The 20,983-nt window shown below is 41.1% G+C and carries 19 protein-coding genes and 1 pseudogene; 4 read left to right on the top strand and 16 right to left on the bottom strand.

Features of this window, described 5'->3' with window-relative positions; all coding sequences use genetic code 11:
• The first annotated feature begins 92 nt into the window (after positions 1 to 92).
• Positions 93 to 1,676 carry an FMN-binding glutamate synthase family protein gene (locus NSS78_RS03380; RefSeq protein ID WP_251191445.1) on the top strand — a complete coding sequence of 528 codons (1,584 nt, stop codon included), beginning with the start codon at positions 93 to 95 and terminating at the stop codon, positions 1,674 to 1,676.
• A gap of 102 nt (positions 1,677 to 1,778) precedes the next feature.
• A pseudogene (locus NSS78_RS03375) lies at positions 1,779 to 2,183 on the top strand (DUF3916 domain-containing protein).
• Between the two features lie 150 nt (positions 2,184 to 2,333).
• Here the strand turns inward: NSS78_RS03375 and NSS78_RS03370 are convergent.
• From NSS78_RS03370 to NSS78_RS03360, 3 genes are all read right to left on the bottom strand, one after another.
• Positions 2,334 to 2,738 (bottom strand): VOC family protein, encoded by a 405-nt coding sequence (locus NSS78_RS03370; RefSeq protein ID WP_050945722.1) that lies wholly within the window; start codon positions 2,736 to 2,738, stop codon positions 2,334 to 2,336.
• Between the two features lie 159 nt (positions 2,739 to 2,897).
• Entirely contained in the window at positions 2,898 to 3,212 is a 315-nt protein-coding gene (locus tag NSS78_RS03365; RefSeq protein ID WP_003214053.1) for a YerC/YecD family TrpR-related protein, read from the bottom strand.
• Positions 3,213 to 3,759: 547 nt separating this feature from the next.
• Positions 3,760 to 5,502, bottom strand: a complete 1,743-nt coding sequence (locus NSS78_RS03360; RefSeq protein ID WP_003214450.1) for an adenine deaminase C-terminal domain-containing protein — start codon at positions 5,500 to 5,502, stop codon at positions 3,760 to 3,762.
• A gap of 124 nt (positions 5,503 to 5,626) precedes the next feature.
• On the opposite strand from NSS78_RS03360, the gene NSS78_RS03355 reads away from it, so the two are divergent.
• Positions 5,627 to 5,848 carry a DUF2892 domain-containing protein gene (locus NSS78_RS03355; RefSeq protein WP_034320223.1) on the top strand — a complete coding sequence of 74 codons (222 nt, stop codon included), beginning with the start codon at positions 5,627 to 5,629 and terminating at the stop codon, positions 5,846 to 5,848.
• 32 nt (positions 5,849 to 5,880) lie between these two features.
• On the opposite strand, the gene NSS78_RS03350 is transcribed toward NSS78_RS03355, so the two are convergent.
• Genes NSS78_RS03350 through NSS78_RS03335 form a run of 4 tightly spaced genes read right to left on the bottom strand, consistent with a single transcriptional unit; the run spans position 5,881 to position 9,865 of the window.
• Positions 5,881 to 7,146 carry a peptidase gene (locus NSS78_RS03350; RefSeq protein ID WP_212046326.1) on the bottom strand — a complete coding sequence of 422 codons (1,266 nt, stop codon included), beginning with the start codon at positions 7,144 to 7,146 and terminating at the stop codon, positions 5,881 to 5,883.
• A gap of 14 nt (positions 7,147 to 7,160) precedes the next feature.
• Positions 7,161 to 7,826 carry a 3-oxoacid CoA-transferase subunit B gene (locus NSS78_RS03345; RefSeq protein ID WP_212046327.1) on the bottom strand — a complete coding sequence of 222 codons (666 nt, stop codon included), beginning with the start codon at positions 7,824 to 7,826 and terminating at the stop codon, positions 7,161 to 7,163.
• Complete coding sequence (locus tag NSS78_RS03340) at positions 7,802 to 8,488, bottom strand: CoA transferase subunit A (protein WP_050945719.1); 687 nt, start codon at positions 8,486 to 8,488, stop codon at positions 7,802 to 7,804. The genes NSS78_RS03345 and NSS78_RS03340 overlap by 25 nt, the downstream gene beginning before the upstream one ends.
• Before the next feature lie 12 nt (positions 8,489 to 8,500).
• Entirely contained in the window at positions 8,501 to 9,865 is a 1,365-nt protein-coding gene (locus NSS78_RS03335) for an aspartate aminotransferase family protein (protein WP_212046328.1), read from the bottom strand.
• Between the two features lie 190 nt (positions 9,866 to 10,055).
• Here NSS78_RS03335 and NSS78_RS03330 point away from each other — a divergent pair, with 190 nt between their 5' ends.
• Positions 10,056 to 11,714: a PucR family transcriptional regulator gene (locus NSS78_RS03330; protein WP_212046329.1), complete on the top strand. Its 1,659-nt coding sequence runs from the start codon at positions 10,056 to 10,058 to the stop codon at positions 11,712 to 11,714.
• Here the strand turns inward: NSS78_RS03330 and ablB are convergent.
• The 9 genes from ablB to purM all read right to left on the bottom strand — a co-directional run bounded on the left by ablB (position 11,709) and on the right by purM (position 20,982).
• Positions 11,709 to 12,554: a putative beta-lysine N-acetyltransferase gene (gene ablB, locus NSS78_RS03325; RefSeq protein ID WP_212046330.1), complete on the bottom strand. Its 846-nt coding sequence runs from the start codon at positions 12,552 to 12,554 to the stop codon at positions 11,709 to 11,711. The two genes, NSS78_RS03330 and ablB, sit on opposite strands and share 6 nt — an antisense overlap.
• Before the next feature lie 199 nt (positions 12,555 to 12,753).
• Positions 12,754 to 13,500 carry an ABC transporter ATP-binding protein gene (locus NSS78_RS03320; protein ID WP_212046331.1) on the bottom strand — a complete coding sequence of 249 codons (747 nt, stop codon included), beginning with the start codon at positions 13,498 to 13,500 and terminating at the stop codon, positions 12,754 to 12,756.
• Positions 13,501 to 14,104: 604 nt separating this feature from the next.
• Complete coding sequence (locus tag NSS78_RS03315) at positions 14,105 to 14,623, bottom strand: stage II sporulation protein M (protein WP_212046332.1); 519 nt, start codon at positions 14,621 to 14,623, stop codon at positions 14,105 to 14,107.
• Complete coding sequence (locus tag NSS78_RS03310; RefSeq protein WP_212046333.1) at positions 14,583 to 16,085, bottom strand: hypothetical protein; 1,503 nt, start codon at positions 16,083 to 16,085, stop codon at positions 14,583 to 14,585. The genes NSS78_RS03315 and NSS78_RS03310 overlap by 41 nt, the downstream gene beginning before the upstream one ends.
• 70 nt (positions 16,086 to 16,155) lie before the next feature.
• Positions 16,156 to 16,392, bottom strand: coding sequence for a hypothetical protein (locus NSS78_RS03305; RefSeq protein ID WP_212046334.1), 237 nt, complete (start codon positions 16,390 to 16,392; stop codon positions 16,156 to 16,158).
• A 139-nt stretch (positions 16,393 to 16,531) separates the two neighbouring features.
• The gene (gene purD / locus NSS78_RS03300; protein WP_309217293.1) at positions 16,532 to 17,809 is read right to left on the bottom strand and encodes a phosphoribosylamine--glycine ligase; all 1,278 of its coding nucleotides are present in this window, start codon (positions 17,807 to 17,809) and stop codon (positions 16,532 to 16,534) included.
• 12 nt (positions 17,810 to 17,821) lie between these two features.
• Positions 17,822 to 19,360, bottom strand: a complete 1,539-nt coding sequence (gene purH, locus NSS78_RS03295; protein WP_309217292.1) for a bifunctional phosphoribosylaminoimidazolecarboxamide formyltransferase/IMP cyclohydrolase — start codon at positions 19,358 to 19,360, stop codon at positions 17,822 to 17,824.
• Between the two features lie 15 nt (positions 19,361 to 19,375).
• Positions 19,376 to 19,945, bottom strand: coding sequence for a phosphoribosylglycinamide formyltransferase (purN, locus tag NSS78_RS03290; protein WP_050945713.1), 570 nt, complete (start codon positions 19,943 to 19,945; stop codon positions 19,376 to 19,378).
• Positions 19,942 to 20,982, bottom strand: coding sequence for a phosphoribosylformylglycinamidine cyclo-ligase (gene purM, locus NSS78_RS03285; RefSeq protein ID WP_050945712.1), 1,041 nt, complete (start codon positions 20,980 to 20,982; stop codon positions 19,942 to 19,944). The genes purN and purM overlap by 4 nt, the downstream gene beginning before the upstream one ends.
• Position 20,983: the final 1 nt, after the last annotated feature.

Raw genomic sequence — 20,983 nt, 5'->3', positions numbered from 1 at the left:
TTCATTTCTAAACGTCACAATATGTTGAAGTGGTTTCTCTTTCAATGAAAAGTGGAATAACAACAACATGATAGAGAAAAGAGGGGATCTTCGTGACAACAAATTTCATTGTCATTGTTGGCGCACTATTAGTGATTTGTTTCATCATACCAATCATTTTATTCATCTGGATTTGGATGAGAGATGAAAAACAGGAAGAGCATTCTGTCCTGCGAAATTATCCGGTCATTGGAAAGCTGCGGTTTATTTTTGAAAAAATAGGACCTGAGCTTCGTCAATATCTGTTTCTGAATGATCGCGAGGAGCTTCCTTTCTCAAGAAGAGAATACGAGCAAGCTGTCATGTCTGGGAAGTACAAAAGCCGGACGATGGGCTTTGGATCAAAACGTGATTTTGACAAGCCTGGTTACTACATTCGCAATGTTCTATTTCCAAAGCAGCGAGATGAGTTACGCATCGATCAATCTGAAAAAATCCAAACAAAAGTGTATCAGATTGATCAAGACAATTTACTACGAAGAAGTGAACATACCAAAGAGGTCGAAGCAAAACCTTACTATCTCCATCAAGACGATGTACAAGTGATTGGCGAGCACACATGTCAAAAGCCATTCCGTGTAAAAGGCCTGATTGGACAGTCTGCCATGAGCTACGGCTCTTTAGGCGACAGGGCCATTACAGCACTATCCTCGGGATTAAAAATGGCTGGCGGTACGTGGATGAACACAGGTGAAGGCGGGCTTTCTCCCTATCACCTCAAAGGCGGAGCCGATATCATATGCCAGATTGGGCCCGGTCTATTTGGCGTGAGAACAGAAGATGGCGCTTTTTCCTTTGAAGAATTTAAGAAAAAAAGCGAGCATGAGGAAGTCAAAGCCTTTGAGCTGAAGCTAGCACAAGGAGCTAAAACACGCGGCGGTCATATTGACGGCGAAAAGGTCACCGAAGAAATTGCGAACATCCGTAAATTGCCGCCCCATCAATCCATTGACAGCCCAAACCGATTTGAGATGTTCCACTCCATTCCGGATATGTTTGATTTCATTGAACAGCTGCGAAGTATAGGCGGAAAGCCTGTCGGCATCAAGCTTGTGGTCGGACATAAAGAAAACATTGAAGAGCTTGCAACGTACATGAAAAAAAGCGGAAAGCACCCTGATTTCATTACAGTGGATGGCGGAGAAGGCGGCACTGGCGCATCTTTTCATGAATTGGCAGATTCCGCAGGGCTGCCGATTTTCACGGCACTCCCAATGGTTCATCAAATATTGAAGGAATACGGTGTCAGAGATCAGGTCAAACTCTTTGCTTCTGGCAAACTTCTCTCACCAGATAAAATTGCAATTGCCCTTTCCATGGGTGCTGACTTTGTCAATATCGCACGGGGACTCATGTTTTCAGTCGGATGCATTCGCGCCCAAGTGTGCCACACGAATAAATGCCCAGTCGGGGTCGCCACAACTGATCCAAAACTGCAAAAGGGTTTATCAATTGAAGAAAAGAAATACCGAGTCTGCAATTATATCCTTTCTCTAAGAGAAGGCTTGTTTAACTTATCCGCAGCCGCTGGTATTGAATCTCCCATTCATTTTAATGAGAAACATATTGTCTATAGACAAGAAAATGGTCAGACAAGTGAAGTGCCTATTTTTACAGGGACACAGCCATCCGTCTAGTTTGAAAAAGGTGCGTTTTTGCACCTTTTTTTCAATTGCCATTTTGGCTCAATCGCGTATAAAGAACTTAGGGCAAATGACCAGGAAGTGGAGAGATGGAGGATGCGTGAGAAAAAGGTTCGCGGGATGAAACGGAAGACGAATGAGATGGTTACAAGAATTGAGGAAAGTACACGAGAGTTCCCGGCAGATATTGAACAAGGGTATTGGCATCTTCCTCTACCATTTGCTTATGATTTTATTTGTACAAACAAAACACCTCAAAAAATCAAGCGATTGTCCATCCAGACACTGATAAATAGAGCTGAACATCTCATTGATTTGAAGCCAATTGATGGAGAAGTATATCGTGTCGTGGTTGTAGTAGATGCCACTGAATGATGGGGATCACAAATCATTGTGTTTAAAGGAGATTCCTATGTTAAAGACTTTTTCAATAGACATGATGATGATCAGAGTTGGCTGCCTCTTTCCGAAGCGAGAAACATTCAAAGGAAATGGCAGTAACACAAATTTAAAAATAACCGTTGTCCTTTTCGGCAATAGTCAATTTTTTGTATCTGTACTCATGTATCTCAAAATAAAAAAGAGTAGCCGCAGCCACTCTTAATTTTACTTATTCAACAATCGCGGCCTATTCTGGAAGAGACTTTCATGTTAACCTGCCATTTCTTGCGAGAACCTAAGTAAATATCCATCAGGATCTTGAACAAGAAATTCCTTTTGTATAAACGTAGTATCATTACTTTTATATTTGCTAACAGTTGGCTCTCTGAATAGTGGAATGTTTTGCTTTCTTAAACGGTCAATGACAGGCTGTACGTCTTTAATGTCTATTTGAAAATTGATTCCCCGTCCAAATGGGTGTTTTAACTCCCCAGTGTCCCAATGGCCATTGATTTCTTCTAACATCATTTGTGTTTCCTCTTCCAACGAAACAAATATAAATTTATCATCTTCACGCTCATATTCCAATTTAAAACCAAGCAATTCTATATAGAACCATTTAGACTTTTCGATATCTGTTACAGATAACTCTGGTATCAAAGCATTGAATCTCATTTTTTCTTCTCCACAACCTTCTGATAAAGTTATTCGGTTAAATGACCCGTTTGTTGCTTCTTTCAAGCCAGTCCTTGCTTGTCTTTTCAGCGCTCTTCATAAAAAAACTGTAAACAACGCCATTCTTGTTGAATAGGATTGTTTACAGTGAAGTCTGCTTTATTTTGTTTCGTCATTTGCCTGCTGTTCTGCTACGCGGTCAAGTGCCATTGTGTAGGCATCATTTCCGTAGTTCAAGCAGCGTTTGACACGTGAGATAGTTGCAGTGCTCGCACCTGTTTCCGTCTCAATTTTATGATATGTGTTCCCCTCGCGAAGCATACGTGCTACTTCAAGACGCTGTGATAAAGATTGGATTTCATTGATGGTACACAAATCATCAAAGAATCGATAGCATTCTTCCAGGTCTTTAAGGGATAAGATGGAGTTGAATAACTGATCTAAGCTTTTGCCCCTTAATTTATCAATTTGCATCTTTATACATCTTCTCCTTTACTATTGGCACCGCTTCGCACGATATTCTGCGGAGAAAGCGGTATCTTTCCTGACTATTTTTTCAACCTCAGCAATGAGCTTTGAACGAATCATGACAGGTTTGGTTATACGCTGGAAATGCCGTCAGTTCTTTCGTAAGCCGAAGCTTCTTTATCGTATACAAAATCGACAAGTTCTGTCATTTTCCTTGTTCGACAATCTGACAAACTTGTTTGCTTCCGATATCAAGAACACTTCTGCTTGATTAGGTCTGCCCTAAAAATACAGGTTGTGCGGAAAGCTCGGCGAGACCACAAACATGCGCCCCGCCTCGCTCAATTATTCAAAATATGTTGGTCGGCCAGCGTAACCGACAGATTCATTTTTCAATCAGGCCATTTCACTCGTCATGTCAAAGCCCTCTGCTTCAACAACTCCACATAAGTATTTTCACTTACATGGCAGTGAAGAGATCCATTGCTCACGTCTGCCCTATAACAGTTGTCAGAAATGTGGCAAAGATGATACAGCTCCACTCTGTTATATTTTAACGCATTATAGACGGAAAGAGTACAGTTTTTTTCATGACATCAAATATTCCTCTTGGTGTCACTCGAATATACGGCAAATGGGTACTTTGGAAAAAGACAAGTGTATCAATTGGGCAATCAAATGGATAGCCTCGCTCAATGAGCAGCTCACGCAAGGTTTGTATTTGCTGAAGAACTGTCTCAAACGGTTCAGCAGAGGCACAGCCTGATAATTGCAGCGGGATTTCGTGCAAAATTTTCCCGTTCTCTGTGAGGACGATCCCCCCGCCGATTTCTTTCATTCGCTTATGTGCCAGCATCATATCTTCTTTATTTTTCCCGATCACTAAAATGTCACCCGTGAGCGAAAATGAGCTGACAAACCCTTGCACTTTGTTTGCAAAGCCTTTGAGCATCGTATTCACACGCCACTCGCCTTTTCGGTCAATCAGGCTAAAGAAACTTTGATCATGATCACATGACAGCTGGTTCACAGAGTTATCAATCTCCACTGTATAAGGCTCCATGATGACAGCATTTCTCATTTTGACACCTAGCGGCATGGAAAATTGCAAATCACTCGTCGTCAGATCATAGCCTAAATCTAATGGAACAAGCCCGCCATTTTCCCATTTAGTTTCTTGAAATTGATGCTGGTTCTCTCCATCTAATTTGAGGATAACCCCTTTAGATATCACCGTTTCCGGATTTGGATTCATTGGATCATCTAACACATTCAATGAAGCCAGACGTCCTGGACCGACAACACCTAATAGGTCATCAATTTGATAGTATTTCGCAATGTTAAAGGTCGCCATATTGTATGCATCGATGATAGGCACGCCTTCTTCAAGGGCAATTGAAATCAAACGATTAATCATACCCTCCTCATAAAAATGAGGCGCTGCTCCATCTGTTGTATAGAAGAAGTGATCATAGTGTCTAAAATCACGCTCGTGCAACTCTCTTAAAATGTTCACTAAATCTGGGCGGATGGAAGAATGACGAAGTGAGACATGGTAGCCAAGGGACAAGCGTTTGAGCACATCGTCTGCATTCATCGCTTCATGATCGCTGTCCGCGCCAAACAGCTTCATTTTTGTTAGCGTTTTCTCAGAAGCTCCGGGGAAATGCCCTTCAATTCGTTTCCGCTGCTTCTTCGTTTCTTGCATGCAATATAAAATGAGATCATCACCGTCCATCAATCTTGGCCAGCTTGTTAATTCGCCGCCTTGAAGGACATCAGGATGATCAATCCATTCCTTCCGGTAGTTGATAGGAAGCATCTCATCTTCATATCTGACTTCAGTTTGAAGATCATATCTAGACCACCAGAAATACTGAAATGGCTGCTGTTTTAATTCACACAGAGTGGAAAGCGCTTTCTTTTCATTGCTCTGCAAAAGAAGAAATAAGTTATCACTGACCATCGTTGTTGTGCCAAATTGAGACACATATTCTGCAAGTGATTGGGGATTATAAATATGGAACGGGTGCGCGTGAGGCTCTATATACCCAGGCACAATGTATTTCCCTTCACAATCAATCACACGTTTAGCTGATTTATTTTGAGGAAGCTCTGCTCCGACATAAACAATTCGATCATCATGTATCCAAATATTTGCTTTCACCCATTGTTTTAAAAACGGGTTTAGCACGAGTCCATTCGTTAAAAGGAGTGTTGGAACTATTTTTGAGTCGACTACATCGATTTGTGTGCGGATGTCATTGTTTCTCCAATTAAAAGTACGTTCGGACATTCACATACTCTCCTTCATTTGTATTAGCCCTATCGTAACATAACGAACCACGTTACGCATTAATGAAACGTTACAATTTCTTGAAATCACACTTAAAATATTTAAAAAAGGAGATTTACCTTCAATGAAACCTAATCTCGGCTTAATGGAAGCGCTCATTCGAATTGCCTGTGGAATGACAATATGTACTGTAGCTGGTTCTTTATATGCTAGAAAACCATGGAGTAAAATGCTGCTTTTCAGCATCATGTTCGGCGGAATGAAACTGGCATCTGGCATTCTTCGTTTTTGTCCAGTGACGTATATGTGTGAGCAGCAAGACACACATAAAGAGAAGGCTGAGTGAGACAGCCTTCTTTTTTTGTGATCGTTTTCATATCACTCCGCTGCTTCACACCATTCCACCATCGTACCTGCGATAATTTCCGCTGCTTCAATCACATGCTCAATGTCGATGGATTCATTCGGGAAATGGGCAAGCTCCGTTGTTCCAGGTCCGAATACGATGATCGGGATACCTGCCGCCTGTGACAGTAATCCGCCGTCTGTTCCCCAAGGAGCGGCTTCGATCTTTGGCGGCTCCTTCTTGACCACTTCATATTGTTCCTTCAATAGACCTAAAAGTAGATGATCCGTATCAATTGAGCCTGGAAGCCATCTTGCCCCAAACCATTCGACCTCAACAGGATGCTCTTTGAACCATTCATCCTTTTCCCCAAGTCCCATCATCCAATTTTCTAGTTCTTTCTCTGCCTGCTCAACCGTCTCACCTGGCATCACACCAAGTCTTCCCTCCATTGTGACCAGATCTGCTACAGAGGACGGCCAATCACCGCCTTGAATTTTCCCTATGTTGATGGGGATTGGAATCGGGATATGCTGAAATAACGGCTCGGTGATGCGCTGATTTCGTTCTTCTTCAAGTGCTGCTATATGTGAAAGAACGATCATACTTTTTTCAATAGCGGAAACGCCGTGATATCTTGTTCCGCCATGAGCTGCCCTTCCTTTAATATGCAGTCTGAACCACTTAGATCCCTGCTGAATCGGAAAGATTTTCATATGACTTGGTTCTGGAATGATGGCCGCATCTGCTGTATACCCTCTCAGTATGGCTGCAAGGGTGCCTGCACCGCCGCTCTCTTCTTCGACGACACTATGAAACACGACATCTCCTTTCAGCGGAATCTGTAGTGCATGCAGTGCCTCTAGTGCAAAGAGTAAAGAAACGTTTCCGCCTTTCATATCTGTTGCCCCGCGTCCATAAAGTCTCCCGTTTATGATATGCCCGCTGTAGGGCGGATATGTCCATTGTTTCGTATCTCCTGCTGGCACAACATCGACGTGCCCATTTAATAAAATGGATTTGCCGCCCCCTTTTCCCTTCAATCGTCCGGCGACATTGGGACTTCCTTTAAAGGAACGTCTCGGGGAATAGAAATACGGGTGTTCTAGCAAGTCTTCTCCGCCAATGTCCCATACATCTACATCAAAACCAATGGCAGACAGCTTATTTGCTACGATTTGCTGCACACCTTGTTCATTCCCTTGGGTGCTCTCACATTGCACCATTTGCTGAAGAAGCGCAATCGCTTCATCTTGGTGCTCTCTCATCCAGCTTCTGATACGTGTGATTGGCTGCAAGTCATTCATCCTTTCTACACAACAGATTTGACATCAGGCGCTAAAATTAAAGGTGCCTCTGTCGCCCTTATGACATCTTCCGGCTGATACGGCGGCATGACTTCACGTAAAATGAGCAGCTGCGATTTGACCTCAATGACTGCCATATCCGTTATAATCAGATCCACACAAGACTTAGCAGTTAATGGCAGTGTGCAGGCAGATTTCACCTTTGATTCACCGTGTTTATCGAGGTGGCTCATCACCACCACAACCTTTTTCGCCTTTTGCGCAAGCTCAATCGCTCCGCCCATCCCGGGTACTCGTTTGCCTGGCACAATCCAATTCGCAAGATCACCCTGACCGCTTACTTCAAGTGCACCTAAAATGGTCATATCCAGCATGCCTTTTCGAATGATGCCAAAAGCAGTCGTGGTGTCCATGTATGATCCGCCTTTTGTTAACGTAATAGGAAAACCACCGGCATTGCACAAATTCGAATCTTCTTCTCCTTGTGCTGGTGAGGCGCCTGCCCCCATAATGCCGTTTTCTGCATGAAGCCATACGTTGTAATGCGCTGGAATGTAATCAGCCGCAAGGGTTGGAATGCCGATCCCAAGATTGACGATCATGCCATCTTCAATTTCCTGCGCCGCCCGTTTGGCTATGCGGTGTCTTATATCGTTGTCTCCCATGCCCATGTCCAGTTCACTCCTTTTGATTGCACGATCTGGTTCACAAATACGCCTGGTGTCACGATTTCTTCTGGATGAAGACTACCTACAGGCACAATCTCTTCCACTTCCGCAATGGTCCAGTCTCCTGCCATCGCCACAATCGGGTTTGTATTCCGTGCACTTTTATCAAATATCAGATTTCCTGCTTCATCTGCTTTGAAGGCATTCACAATGGCAATATCCGCTGTCAGCGCAGGTTCAAGGATATATGTCTTTCCGTTTAGTGGCACGAGCTGCTTCTCATCAAGATTGAGGCTATCCATGCCGACATCTGTTACAATGCCTGCCAAGCCCATCCCGCCTGCTCGTATTTTTTCTGCTAGAATGCCCTGCGGGTAAAAATGAACATCTAGTGTACCTGATTGCATTTTCTGTCCGGCTATTGGATTTGAGCCAATATGAGAAGCAATGATCTTCTTGACTCTTCCTTCTGTGATCAGCCGGCCAACACCTATTTGCGGGAAGCCTGCATCGTTTCCGATCAATGTCAGATCTTTGATATTGGCTTCTAGGATGGCATCGATCAATGATGGCGGGGACCCTACGCCGCCAAATCCGCCAAACATGATGGTCATGCCGTCCCTAAAATGCGTGATCACTTCGTCTACATTCACTGTTTTGTTCATCATCTTTCCTCCCTACATCGCAGATGGGAAAAACCCTCGGTTGATGACTTCTTGTTCGACCTGCGTGATTGTCTGCTCAAATAATTGAATGAGTTCATCCATCTCCTGCTGCGTGATAGAAAGCGGCGGAGCGATCATGACCGCTGCACCTCCCACTCCATCCTCTCCAGCGCTTGCTGGGTAAACGAGCAAGCCATTTTGCTTCGCTGTCTCAACGACTAAATGCGTCATTTGAGCATGGGCAGGAAATGGTGTTTTCGATAAACGGTCTGCGACAAACTCAATGCCGATGAGCAGTCCCTTTCCTCTCACATCTCCTATGATGAAATGGTTTGTTTGCACATCCTTTAAAGCATTCATTAAATAGCGGCCAGACAGATCCGCTCGTTCAGGAAGCTGATGTTTTTTCATATATCGAATGACAGCCAGTGAGACGGCTGCTGAAAGCGGGTTGCCGCTATAGGTGTGACCTGCCATCACAGAGCCGGAACCGCTCAGAATTGGTGCGATGACATGATCCGCTGAGACGGCTGCCGCAATCGGTGAATAGCCAGCACTCATCCCTTTGCCGAGAACCATAATATCTGGTACGACGCCCCAATGCTCCATCGCAAACATTTTCCCAGTTCGTCCAAAGCCTGTCATGACTTCGTCTGCAATCATTAAAATATCGTTTTCCTCACAGACACGCTTCATTGCATCAAAATATCCATCTGGCGGTACAAGTGCCGCTCCCGATGCTCCGACAATCGGCTCTGCAATAAAAGCGGCAATCCTCTCTTTTCCTATACGCTGAATGACGGTTTTAAATTCCTGAACATACCATTCAACCTGCTTGCCCTCTTCCTTCGGCAGCCATGAACGATAGCTATATGGCGGAGACAGCACTGGGTTCTTTTCGAGCAATGGTTCAAAGCGCTCTCTCCTTGCAATATGTCCGGACATCGACAGTGCACCGAGGGTGATGCCGTGATAACTCATCCATCGTGAGATAATGTGATTCTTCTCAGCCTTTCCTTGCTCCTGCCAATGCTGAATTGCAATTTTCATAGCCGTTTCCGTTGCCTCTGATCCGCTTCCGACAAAAAAAGACCAGTTCAGGTTACCTGGACAAAGCGTACTCAATTCATAAGCAAGTTCTTCTGCTGGTTCATTTGTGAATTGTGATCTGTACGTAAAGCTCACTTTTTCCGCTTGCTCGGTCATGGCATCAACGATTTCACGTATGCCATGTCCAATACTTGCCGTGACAGCCCCCGATGAGCCGTCTATATATTTTTTTCCGTCCCGATCATATAAATAAATTCCCTCTCCTTTCACAGCCACAGGATAATGCTGATTCAACATCGGTTTGATTAAGTAATCCCGGGTCTCCACTTTGCCATTCCTCCCTCTCTCGTCAGCAGCTGCCTCTTTCTTTTTCATGAATCGCAAGAAAATTTTGTATACTTGTTATAAGATTAGCTTAATCAAGAGGGCAGTCATCCTCCATTCGCCACATGCCCGAATTTCAGACGCATTTTTTATACATCGTGTATAAGAGTGTTCAAAAGGAGGTCATGAGTCTATGGCGATTCTCGTCAAAGATGCACTTTCGCTCGATATCATGAAGGGAACAAAGCTGCTCGCTGGAGAAAATGGACTGGACCGACTCATTCAATGGGTGACCATCGTGGAAATCATCGAAGACACGTCGAGGCTTTCCGAAGGAGAATTGCTCGTCACAACCGGATTTGGACTCGCAGACAATCAAGAAAGACGCGACCGGCTTGAAGAATTGATTCAATCTAAAAGGCTATCAGCCATCGCTATTTATAAAGGTGTATACTTAAGCGACATTCCAGCATCACTCATTCAAGCGGCGAAAAATAGCGGCATTCCGCTCATCGAGATTCCGCCACACATCAATTTCTCAGATATTACAAAAGCCGTGTTAGAGCAAATCGTGAGCAGTCAGCTTCATCAGCTTAAATATTCATCCGCGATTCATCAAAGACTGACCCAATTAAATGTAAGGAATAAAAATGTGACGCAAATTACAGAGGAACTGGCACATCTCACTGCAGCAAACATTGTCGTTCTTGATGTCTTTTTACATCAAACAGCGGCTCATCTCATAAAAGATGAAGTGACGTACTCTCCTGCTTTTGGCTTTCTGACAGATCATGAACCAATTGAAACCTTGCCCCTTCTCAAGCAGGCAGAAGAAAAAGGGCGGCTCGTCTATGACACGTGCGGAGCGTTTGTCCTCGCCGCATGTCCGGTGATTGCGATGGGGGATATTTTTGGGTTTATTGTGTCTTTAAAGAAAAAGGATACGTGGCATCATCTCGACGCGATTGCGATCGAGCATGCCGGGGCCGTGTATGCGATTGAATGGCTGAAGCAAAAAGCCATTCAAGATACAGAAAACCAAATGCAGGGACATTTGTTAGATGATATTTTGCAGCAGCAATATACAGAAGAAAGCTACGTGGTCGAACAAGCAACAAAGCTGCAATATGATATGAGCGAGGAGCAGGTGGTGATCTACTTTCAATTTCAGCATCAGCACACACAGCTCGATCACCAAATGATGCAGCGTCTATCGCAATTACTCACCTCGATCTTTGAACGCAGACATATTCCTTTTTTACTAAAGACAAGGCTCGATTCCATTTTTGTCCTAACACCAGCCGGAAAAAAAGTGTTTCAAGAAGCGGAGTGGTATCGCGCAGCAGAGGAATGCCGGAGCACTTGGTCTTATTTTTTCCCCGTCCATCCGATTGTCATTGGTATCGGGAGAGCCTATGACCAAATCAGTCTCTTTGCAAAAAGCGCAAAGGAAGCGCAGTATGCAGCAAGGCTTCTTCCGCTTTTAAAAACAGACGAAAGCATCATTCATTATCAAAAGCTCGGCTTATATGGGATGCTTCTTGAAATGAATGAAGCGGGTATGAATTTGCATGATTTTTACGTGGAGCTGTTAAGTCCTTTGCTTTATACGAAAAAACAAGGGGCTGACCTGATCCATACACTCGAAGTGTATTTGGCACACAATGAAAATATTCAAAAATCTGCGGGAGAATTGTTTATTCACAGACATACATTAAGCTACCGGCTGAAACAAATTGAAACGAGAACAGGCTGCAGCCTCAAATCCACTGATGATCGGATGAAGCTGCAGCTCAGTATCATGGCGTACCGCCTATCTGGTCTGCTTGATCAGATGAGAACCATTTCATGATTCATTCGGCGTTTTGACCCATAGATTCATATCTTCAATTTTGTCAAAAATATAGCAGTTGTTTTGGAAGCGCCCGGTATATGTATATCCAAGCTGATAAAACACTTGATTCATTCCATAGGACAGTGCACGGGCAAGTGAATAAAAGACATAGATATGCATCGACTGGAGTTCTTTTTCAAGTGCTAGAATCAAATGATGCATGAATCCTAGTTTTCTATATGAAGGAAGGGTCGCACAATCTGTTAATTCCGCATGACCATACGGCGCATTGATTTCAGCGGATGCTGCACTCACAATGTGTCCGTCATGTTCAACGGCATAAAAAACAGTCCCTTCCTCCATCACCTTTTGGATGTAATCTGACTCGTTCATTGGCGTAGGATACGTTTCAAAGACGGTATCATAGAGCTCTGCCAGCTTGTGCACATCCTTCAGATCGGCTTTCCTCATCACATACTCATCCTGCCATGTGCCTTGGTCTTTTTTGATTTCTTTTGCTTGAATGGATGCTACGATCTCATCTTCCTCCAACCAATACGAACTGTTCATTCGATCCTCAGTGAGAAAAAGCGACATACCGTAAGCGTCACTTCCAAGAAAATAATGAGAAAATACGCCTTCAAGCCGAAAACCTTTTTCTAAAAAAAGCGGCACATGCTCACGTCTTACTTTCACAATGACCTTAGAAGCCTTACAGGCCGCCGCTTCCTGAAGAACGGATTGAATGACATCCCGCACCCTCCCGCTATAATCATCTAATCGGATTCGCTCATTAAATGAATCAATACAGATCAAGGCAGAAAAACGCTCGTTTGCAAGTTTCTTCAATTGCACCATACACTCATTCCTCTCTTAGCTAATGAAAAACTTCCAAATTAAAAATGAAGAAATAGCAATGCCAGAAAAAATCGAAATGATCATATAGCTAATGGCTGAGGCTTTTTTGACTTTGTTTTGCTTTTCTGCTTGAAACATCAAAAGATTTGAAAAAACAATAGTTAGGATAAGTAAAAATAGTGAAAAAACAATAAATCCTTTAAAAATCATTTTCTATGTCCCCGTTCATTGTTTTTATTTCTGATTGTATATATTCATTAAATGCTTTTAAAGAATTAGAAGAATTGACCTTCAAATCGTTCATACGTTTAATTATTCCACCGTGAAGTATATATATATGCTCAGCAAGTTGCATAACAAAGGCCATATCATGAGATGTGATGAGAAGAGTCTTACCATTTTTTTTATACTCCAGAATTTTAGATGTTAGATATTGAATACTCATTACATCTAAGCCGATTGTCGGTTCATCCATATAGATAACCATTGGATCAATAATATCTAAAAAACATAGATTTAATTTTGTACGCATTCCTCGAGAAAAGTTCTTTACCAATTTATCATCAACATCCATTAAACCATACCTTTGTAGGATTTCAATGAAATCGTTTTGGGTATATTTAACATTGTAGATAAAACTAATATACTCTAAATTTTCTAGTGCAGTTAAATACTCAATTAATAATGGTTGATCTGAAACATAGCCGATTTTTCTTTTAAACTCATTTGATAGAGGATAATTCAATTTTTTCCCTTCAAATAAAATATCACCTTCTTGCTTTTCAATTAATCCTAAAAGTATCTGCAATAATGTTGTTTTCCCGGCACCGTTTGACCCCAAAATAAACGTAATATCATTCTCTTCTAAGTCTAAAGATATATTATCCAAAATGATTTTTTCCCGCTCAAATACTTTAGTAACATTTCTAACACTTAGTAAACTCAAAAGAAATCACCAAACCTTATTACACATTGAATCAAGATTAGAAATAAAAAGAAGATTACAGGAGAGAACAGAACATTATAATACTTTTTGAAAAGCATTATAACTACTGTTGTTTGAATTAGAATAAAGTACAACCAATATATAGAAGACCATGAATTTTGATAGTAGTCTAAAGAAGTTTTAGAAGTTATCATTATTATAGATTGCACTACGAGATCAACTACTTGAATATACAGCCCCACATAAAGTATATTGACAATTCCTGAATAAGTAAGCTCAGTCTTCTTAGTTTTAAATATATTTATGACTTTATTAAAAATAAAGTATAAAACACCAATTGCATACAAGTTAATTAAACTTGTAACGAGTTGCATAGGTAGTTGAAAATAGACACTTGACAATATTGACTCAATCTTCTTTATTCCTTCAAACTCTAATGAATTTATATCCGTACCTGAAGCTTTGATAATATCATTAAATGCGGATTTTATACCAGTGTCTACATTTTGATATATTAGAGAATACAACAAGATACTAATAAATAAACACAACACTATATATTTCTTTTGATTAAAAATGTTCGATATGTACATATAATCCTCCTTTAAAATGTCATACTCTCTATTAGGGCTGCCAAAGCATTTAAAATAAATACTAATAAAATAACCACTACTGCATACTTTAGATATTTTTTTATTTTTATTTTTTTACTTGAGTGCGCACTGCTTATTACCAATAACAACGGTACAAACCCTAATGAAGAACTCAAAATTAGTGAAGGTACTTCTAATAATCCATGCCAGAAAACAAGGTCAATTGTTTGTTGAAGACCTTCACTAGAAATTTTATATGAAAATGTTGTCCCGATATAGTAACCATTTATAAAAAGATATATAAAATTTAACAAACCAAAGGTTATAGCTCCTAAAAAAAACATAATAGATACTATGGAATTATTTATAAAAATATCCCAAAAACTTAGTTCTAGATGATTTTCAACAAAACTATCTTTCATATTAAATCCTGTAAAAAAAGAAATCGCTAGTGTGATAATAGATAGCATGATACTAATTATCATCACCCTATCTATTTTTTTTATATACTGAATAAGAATATTCCCCATACAAAACCTCACGTTTCTTTCTTAAAATTAAAGAAAAACTGATTATGACTATTAATGTTTGTACAATTAAAAAAACAGTACTAAGAAAAATTCTAAACCAACCATTAAAAATCAGTTCGAAAATAATAATAATAATTAAATTCGAGTATAAAATCAAAGTATTGAATGCCATTTTTTTATATGGAGCATATCTATGCGGGATTGCCAGTTTATTCACAAATGAAGTTTTAGCACTATTAAAATAAACACTTATTATTGAAAAACTAATTGTATTTAATATTAGACATACAAGGGCTAAAAGAAAAAATGCTAGTGAGAATTTAAATATAATAGTAAATAAAATTAAAATTGGAAGCATGCTAATCAAAATAATAATGTTGTTTAGTATGATTTTATTTATTAACAAATTAGTTAAATCAAACCCAGAAAGAATATAATTTTCTACGTATTTTTTTTCATTTCCTAAATAATTTTTTGATAACTCCTCAACTGCTCTCAAACTCTCACCAATCAATAACAACAATACTAAATTATTAGGAATTATTATTTCAACTTTAATTATAAAATTGAGCATTAATAAAAGCATACTTGCGATGAAATAAACAAAAGAGTTGGTAAGAACCTTTTCTAATATACCTTGAGATGTAAGATATTTAATTTCTTTATTTAATATCGGCGACTTGAAGAATCTTCTGTTAAATAACATCCCTCTTTTATTTTCCATATTATTCACTAAATTTAATCGAGAATATAGTAAGACTTTTAATAAAACAACTATCAACAATATCATAAAGCTGAGCATTATAAAAATAGAATTAAATATATCTAACGAGAAAAAATATCTAAGGCTATCGGAATAGGTAACTAGATCTATTTTTTTATCATTATACAAATAACCTATTATTTTTTCTAATTCACTAATAGCTATTGAAACAATATAAAAGAATGAGACTAACATCAATGATTTAAAAAAGATTGTAACCACTGGTTTTGCTAACTTCATCTTTAAAAATTTCACTACTGAAACTATATTATTTGTTATCAAATAAATAAGAAGTGCCGTAATTATGAAAAATATAGCGTTATATAATGAAGAGTAACCAGCTAACCAAAAAGCTATTCCAATTGGTATGAATATAATTAAACTTTCCATCAGTACAATATAATCATACTTTATTGCTTTGATGTAAAAGAATTTTTCTCTGTTTAATGGGAAAACCTCGGGATATTCAATTCTTTTATTTTTTACGTATTCGTAAAGGAAATTTTTATGAATGCTTATTGATAAGAAAATAGAAAAGACATAAATGATTTTTTGAACATTTAATAACTTAATTTTAAATAAACTGAGTATGTAAAATAAAAGTATGGTCAACATAAAAAAAAGAAGATACATAAAGGCCTCTTGAGAACTGATCTTATATATATCTTTATATTGTCTTGTAATTGCTTTAATTTCCAATATAACTATCCTAAACATATTACCTCCTATTAAAAATAAATCCGATATCGTAATATCGGATTTATCACTGTTACCAAGCTACAGTTGCTGCTCTGCCGGCTTTCAATTTCTTAATAATAAAAGCACCACCAAAAGCAAAAATAGCGCCAATTAATAGTGCACCAACACCTGTGCCAGCCATTAAAAGCATAACTCTCCCAACTGATAACGCTCCGCTTTTAAAAGCCTGATTTAAAGCTACATAAATCGCACCAGCAGTACCTGATGAAATACCGAAAGTTCCAGTTAGCATAATTAATAATTTCATAGTATTCACCTCCCTATTAATTGGACATAAAACCATATTATCACATTATATATATATTTCAATATTTTTTCTGTTATTATCATATCATTCTATGAATCAAAAGATTCGTTAACTATCTACCATCTGTACTGTATGAAATTCAGTGCTTAGATTTCCCCGCAGCCTTCAGCGCACGGGCGCCAATGTCACGGCGATAAAATAGCCCTGGTTGAATGATTTCTTCAACCGCTTCATACACTCTTGATCTTGCCGCTTCAAATGTGTCGTCAAATGCTGTCACATTCGCTACACGGCCGCCATTTGTGACGAATTGGTCGTTTTCTTTTTTTGTTCCTGCGTGGAAGGTCACGACATCAGACACCGTTGTTTGCAAAGCACCGATTGGCGCGCCTTTTGCGTAGTCCTCCGGATATCCTTCTGAAGCAAGAACGACACTGACAGCGGCAGTGTCTTTCCACTGCAAGTCCACATCTTTTCCGTCCAGAATGTCGAGGAAGACTTGAACTAGATCTGATTCAAGACGAGGAAGAACCACTTGCGTTTCAGGGTCGCCAAAGCGTGCATTGAACTCAATGACCTTTGAGCCTTCTGGTGTCAGCATTAAGCCTGCATATAAAATGCCTGTAAACGGACGCCCTTCCTGCACCATGGCGCGAGCCGCCGGTTTGACGACATCTTCCACCGCTTTTTGGACGACTTCATCTGAAATTTGCGGAACTGGCGAGTAAGCGCCCATCCCGCCGGTGTTCGGTCCTTTGTCATCTTCAAATGCCCGTTTATGATCTTGCGCGATCACCATTGGGTACACCTTTTCTCCATTGACAAAGGCCATCAATGAAAATTCCTCACCTGTTAAAAACTCCTCGATGACGACCGATGCACTTGCATCGCCAAACTTTTCATCTTCTAAAAAGTCGTGCAGACAGTTGATCGCCTCTTCAAGTGTCATCGCAACTGTCACGCCTTTTCCTGCTGCGAGACCATCTGCTTTAATGACAATCGGCGCACCCTTTTCTTCCACATATGCCTTCGCTTCTTCAAACGATGTAAAAGTGGCATAAGCGGCGGTCGGGATCTCATAATTTTTCATTAAGTCTTTTGCAAATTCCTTTGAGCCTTCAATGACCGCAGCTTTTGCATTTGGTCCAAATACCTTTAGACCTGCCTCTTCAAATGCATCGACGACACCTGCAATTAAAGGAACCTCTGGACCGACAATCGTTAAGCCGATTTCATTGTCTTTTGCAAAACGAATTAATGCCTCATGATCACCTTCGTCGATCGGTACAAGCTTCGCAGCGTCTGCCATTCCATCATTGCCAGGTGCGACAAATACTTGGCTGACAAGTTCACTTTGGTTCACTTTCCATGCGATGGTATGCTCTCTTCCGCCTCTGCCGATAATTAATACGTTCACACTGTCATCCCCTTAATGTTTGAAATGTCTAACGCCAGTGAAGACCATGGCGATGCCGTATTCATCTGCTTTTTGGATTGATTCTTCATCACGAATGGAACCACCTGGCTGGATGATTGCTGTGACGCCTGCCTTTGCAGCAGCTTCCACTGTATCGCCCATCGGGAAGAATGCATCAGAGCCTAGTGCGCTTCCTTTCGCTTTTTCACCTGCTTGCTCAATCGCAATATTTGCTGAGCCCACGCGGTTCATCTGACCAGCGCCGATCCCTGCTGTCATTTGATCTTTTGCAAGGACAATCGCATTTGATTTCACATGCTTGACGACTTTCCAAGCAAGCTTTAAGTCTTTCCATTCGTCTTCTGTAGGTTCTCTTTTCGTTGGAATAGAGATCGTTGCTTCCTCTAAGCCATACGTATCAATATCCTGCACGAGCAGTCCGCCATGAACACTTGTCAGCTGCTTTTCTTTTTTCTCAAGATCTGCTTCTACATCTAATGTTAATATACGAAGGTTCTTTTTCGCTGTTAACACGTCAAGCGCTTCTTGGCTAAACGATGGAGCGATGACGATTTCTAAGAAAATCGTATGGAGCACCTCAGCCGTTTGCTTGTCAACTTCACGGTTAAGCGCCACAATGCCGCCAAAAATAGAGGTTTCATCTGCTTTGAATGCACGGTCAAACGCTTCTGCAATCGTTTCTCCTGTACCAACGCCGCATGGGTTCATATGTTTTACAGCTACAGCCGCTGGCTCCGTAAATTCACGTACGATTTGAAGAGCTGCATCTGCATCTTTAATATTGTTGTAGGAAAGCTCTTTTCCATGTAACTGTGTAGCTGTTGCCAAAGAGCCTTTGCTTGGAAGAGCATTTTCATAGAAAGTCGCCGCTTGGTGCGGGTTTTCTCCATAGCGAAGGGATTGTTTTTTCTCAAACGTGACGGTGAACTGCTCTGGCTCTGTTTCGCCAACAAAGTTCGTTAAATAATCTGCAATGAGGGCATCGTAAGCAGCTGTATGACGGAATACCTTCGCCGCAAGCTCACGTTTTTTCTCAAGTGACACGCCGCCTTCTTTGATTTGCTGAACGACTGTATCATAGTCACGAGGATCGACAATCACTGTAACGTCTTGGTGGTTTTTCGATGCCGCACGAAGCATTCCCGGTCCGCCAATATCAATGTTTTCAATTGCTTCTTCATACGTTACATCGTCTTTTGAGATCGTCTCTTTGAAAGGATAGAGATTCACGACAACAAGATCAATCGGCTGAATGCCATGCTTTTCAATCTGTGCCATATGCTCATCGTTTTCTCTCACTGCCAATAATCCACCATGAATGTTCGGGTGAAGCGTTTTGAGTCGTCCGTCCATGATTTCAGGGAATCCAGTGACTTCAGAAATCCCAATGACATCAATGCCATTTTCTTGAAGAAGCTTATGAGTACCTCCAGTTGAAATGACTTCAACACCAAGTTCTGTTAATTCTTTCACAAAAGGTACAAGATTCGTTTTATCAGAAACACTGATTAATGCGCGTTTGATCGTCATGCCTTCGTCACCTCATTAAGATAATTCTAAAAGTGATTTGATCACTTTTGGATATAGTGTGTGTTCTAGTTCATGCATTCTTTTTTCAATTGATTCAAGCTCTTCGCCTTGTTCAATATAGATCGCGGCTTGGTCAATAATCGGACCTGTATCCATCCCTTCATCAACAAAATGGACAGTGATGCCTGCCACTTTGACGCCTGCTTGATGCGCCTGTCCGATGGCATCAAGACCAGGGAAAGCTGGCAGCAAGGATGGGTGGATATTCACGATTTTCCCTTTGTATGCTTCAAGTAATGTCGGGCCGATTAGTCTCATATACCCCGCAAGGAAAACCCATTCTACTTCATGAAGCCTCAGTTGTTCGATGATTGTTTGTTCAAAAGCGGCTTTATTCGGAAAAGCCTTCGGGGTAAAAGCAAAGGAGGGAATGCCCTCTTTCTCAGCACGCTCCAGCACCTTTGCACCCGGTTTATCACAAATCACAATGGCGGCCTCTGCCTGCCACTTTTCTTCTTTTAACGTATCTATAATGGCTTGAAAGTTCGTCCCGCTTCCAGAGGCGAAGATCGCAAACTTCTTCATGAGAGGCTTCCACCGCCGAATGTGACACCTTCTCCTTTTTGAACACGTCCGATGAGAAATGCTTTCTCTCCATCCTGTTCAAGCTCGCTAATCACATCCACAAGATCGTCCTCTTTGACAGCTAGGACAAAGCCAATGCCCATATTAAACACGTTGAACATCTCTTCTGCCTTCAACTGACCCTTTTCTTGAATAAAGGAGAAAATAGGGGGAACTGGCCATGAGCCGTTATCTACCTCAACACCAAGACCTTCAGGCAGCATACGTGGTAAATTCTCAATAAAACCGCCGCCTGTCACATGTGCCATGCCGTCAACCTTGCCGGCTTTCACTTGTTTGAGTACGGGCTTCACATAAATTTTTGTCGGTTCAAGAAGCTCTTCTCCGAGCGGTCTTGTAAAAGGTTCATACGTTTGATGCAGGTCAAGACCAGCGTCTTCCAGCAAGACTTTACGAACGAGAGAGTATCCATTGCTATGAATTCCGCTTGAGCTGAGTCCAATAAGCAAATGCCCTTCCTTGATGCCCTCTCCCGTTACGATTTCATCCTTTTCAACTACACCTACTGAAAAACCAGCAATATCATATTCTTCTTCTGTGTAAAGACCTGGCATTTCGGCTGTCTCACCGCCGACAAGTGCTGAACCAGACTGCTCACATCCGTCAGCCACACCTTTGACAATGGATTCAATTTTTACCGGATCTGCTTTTCCAACGGCTAAGTAATCTAAGAAAAAGAGCGGTTCTGCCCCTTGTGCAAGCACATCGTTGACACACATGGCCACGGCATCGACGCCGATCGTATCGTGTTTATCCATTAAAAAGGCAAGCTTTAATTTCGTTCCGACACCATCTGTTCCTGAAACAAGAACGGGCTTTTTGTATGGCAGCTCAGATAGATCAAACATACCGCCAAATCCACCTAGAGCGCCCATGACACCTGCTCGTTTTGTACGTTCTACGTGTGTTTTCATTCGTTTGACGGCTTCGTACCCTGCTTCGATGTCGACACCGGCGTTTTTATATGCTTCTGACATC

It is taken from the genome of Bacillus sp. FSL W8-0920 (assembly GCF_038593215.1).
Lineage (GTDB): Bacteria > Bacillota > Bacilli > Bacillales > Bacillaceae > Bacillus > Bacillus pumilus.
This window is presented reverse-complemented; position numbering and strand designations above follow the sequence as displayed.

Coding starts and splice junctions, on each gene's coding strand:
- NSS78_RS03340 (WP_050945719.1), bottom strand. CDS start 8,488: ATGAACAAAACAGTGAATGTAGACGAAGTGATCACGCATTTTAGGGAC.
- purN (WP_050945713.1), bottom strand. CDS start 19,945: ATGAAGAAGTTTGCGATCTTCGCCTCTGGAAGCGGGACGAACTTTCAA.
- purM (WP_050945712.1), bottom strand. CDS start 20,982: ATGTCAGAAGCATATAAAAACGCCGGTGTCGACATCGAAGCAGGGTAC.
- NSS78_RS03315 (WP_212046332.1), bottom strand. CDS start 14,623: ATGGGGAATATTCTTATTCAGTATATAAAAAAAATAGATAGGGTGATG.
- NSS78_RS03365 (WP_003214053.1), bottom strand. CDS start 3,212: ATGCAAATTGATAAATTAAGGGGCAAAAGCTTAGATCAGTTATTCAAC.
- NSS78_RS03345 (WP_212046327.1), bottom strand. CDS start 7,826: ATGGGCATGGGAGACAACGATATAAGACACCGCATAGCCAAACGGGCG.
- NSS78_RS03330 (WP_212046329.1), top strand. CDS start 10,056: ATGGCGATTCTCGTCAAAGATGCACTTTCGCTCGATATCATGAAGGGA.
- NSS78_RS03360 (WP_003214450.1), bottom strand. CDS start 5,502: ATGTCCGAACGTACTTTTAATTGGAGAAACAATGACATCCGCACACAA.
- NSS78_RS03305 (WP_212046334.1), bottom strand. CDS start 16,392: ATGAAATTATTAATTATGCTAACTGGAACTTTCGGTATTTCATCAGGT.
- NSS78_RS03355 (WP_034320223.1), top strand. CDS start 5,627: ATGAAACCTAATCTCGGCTTAATGGAAGCGCTCATTCGAATTGCCTGT.
- ablB (WP_212046330.1), bottom strand. CDS start 12,554: ATGGTGCAATTGAAGAAACTTGCAAACGAGCGTTTTTCTGCCTTGATC.
- purH (WP_309217292.1), bottom strand. CDS start 19,360: ATGACGATCAAACGCGCATTAATCAGTGTTTCTGATAAAACGAATCTT.
- NSS78_RS03370 (WP_050945722.1), bottom strand. CDS start 2,738: ATGAGATTCAATGCTTTGATACCAGAGTTATCTGTAACAGATATCGAA.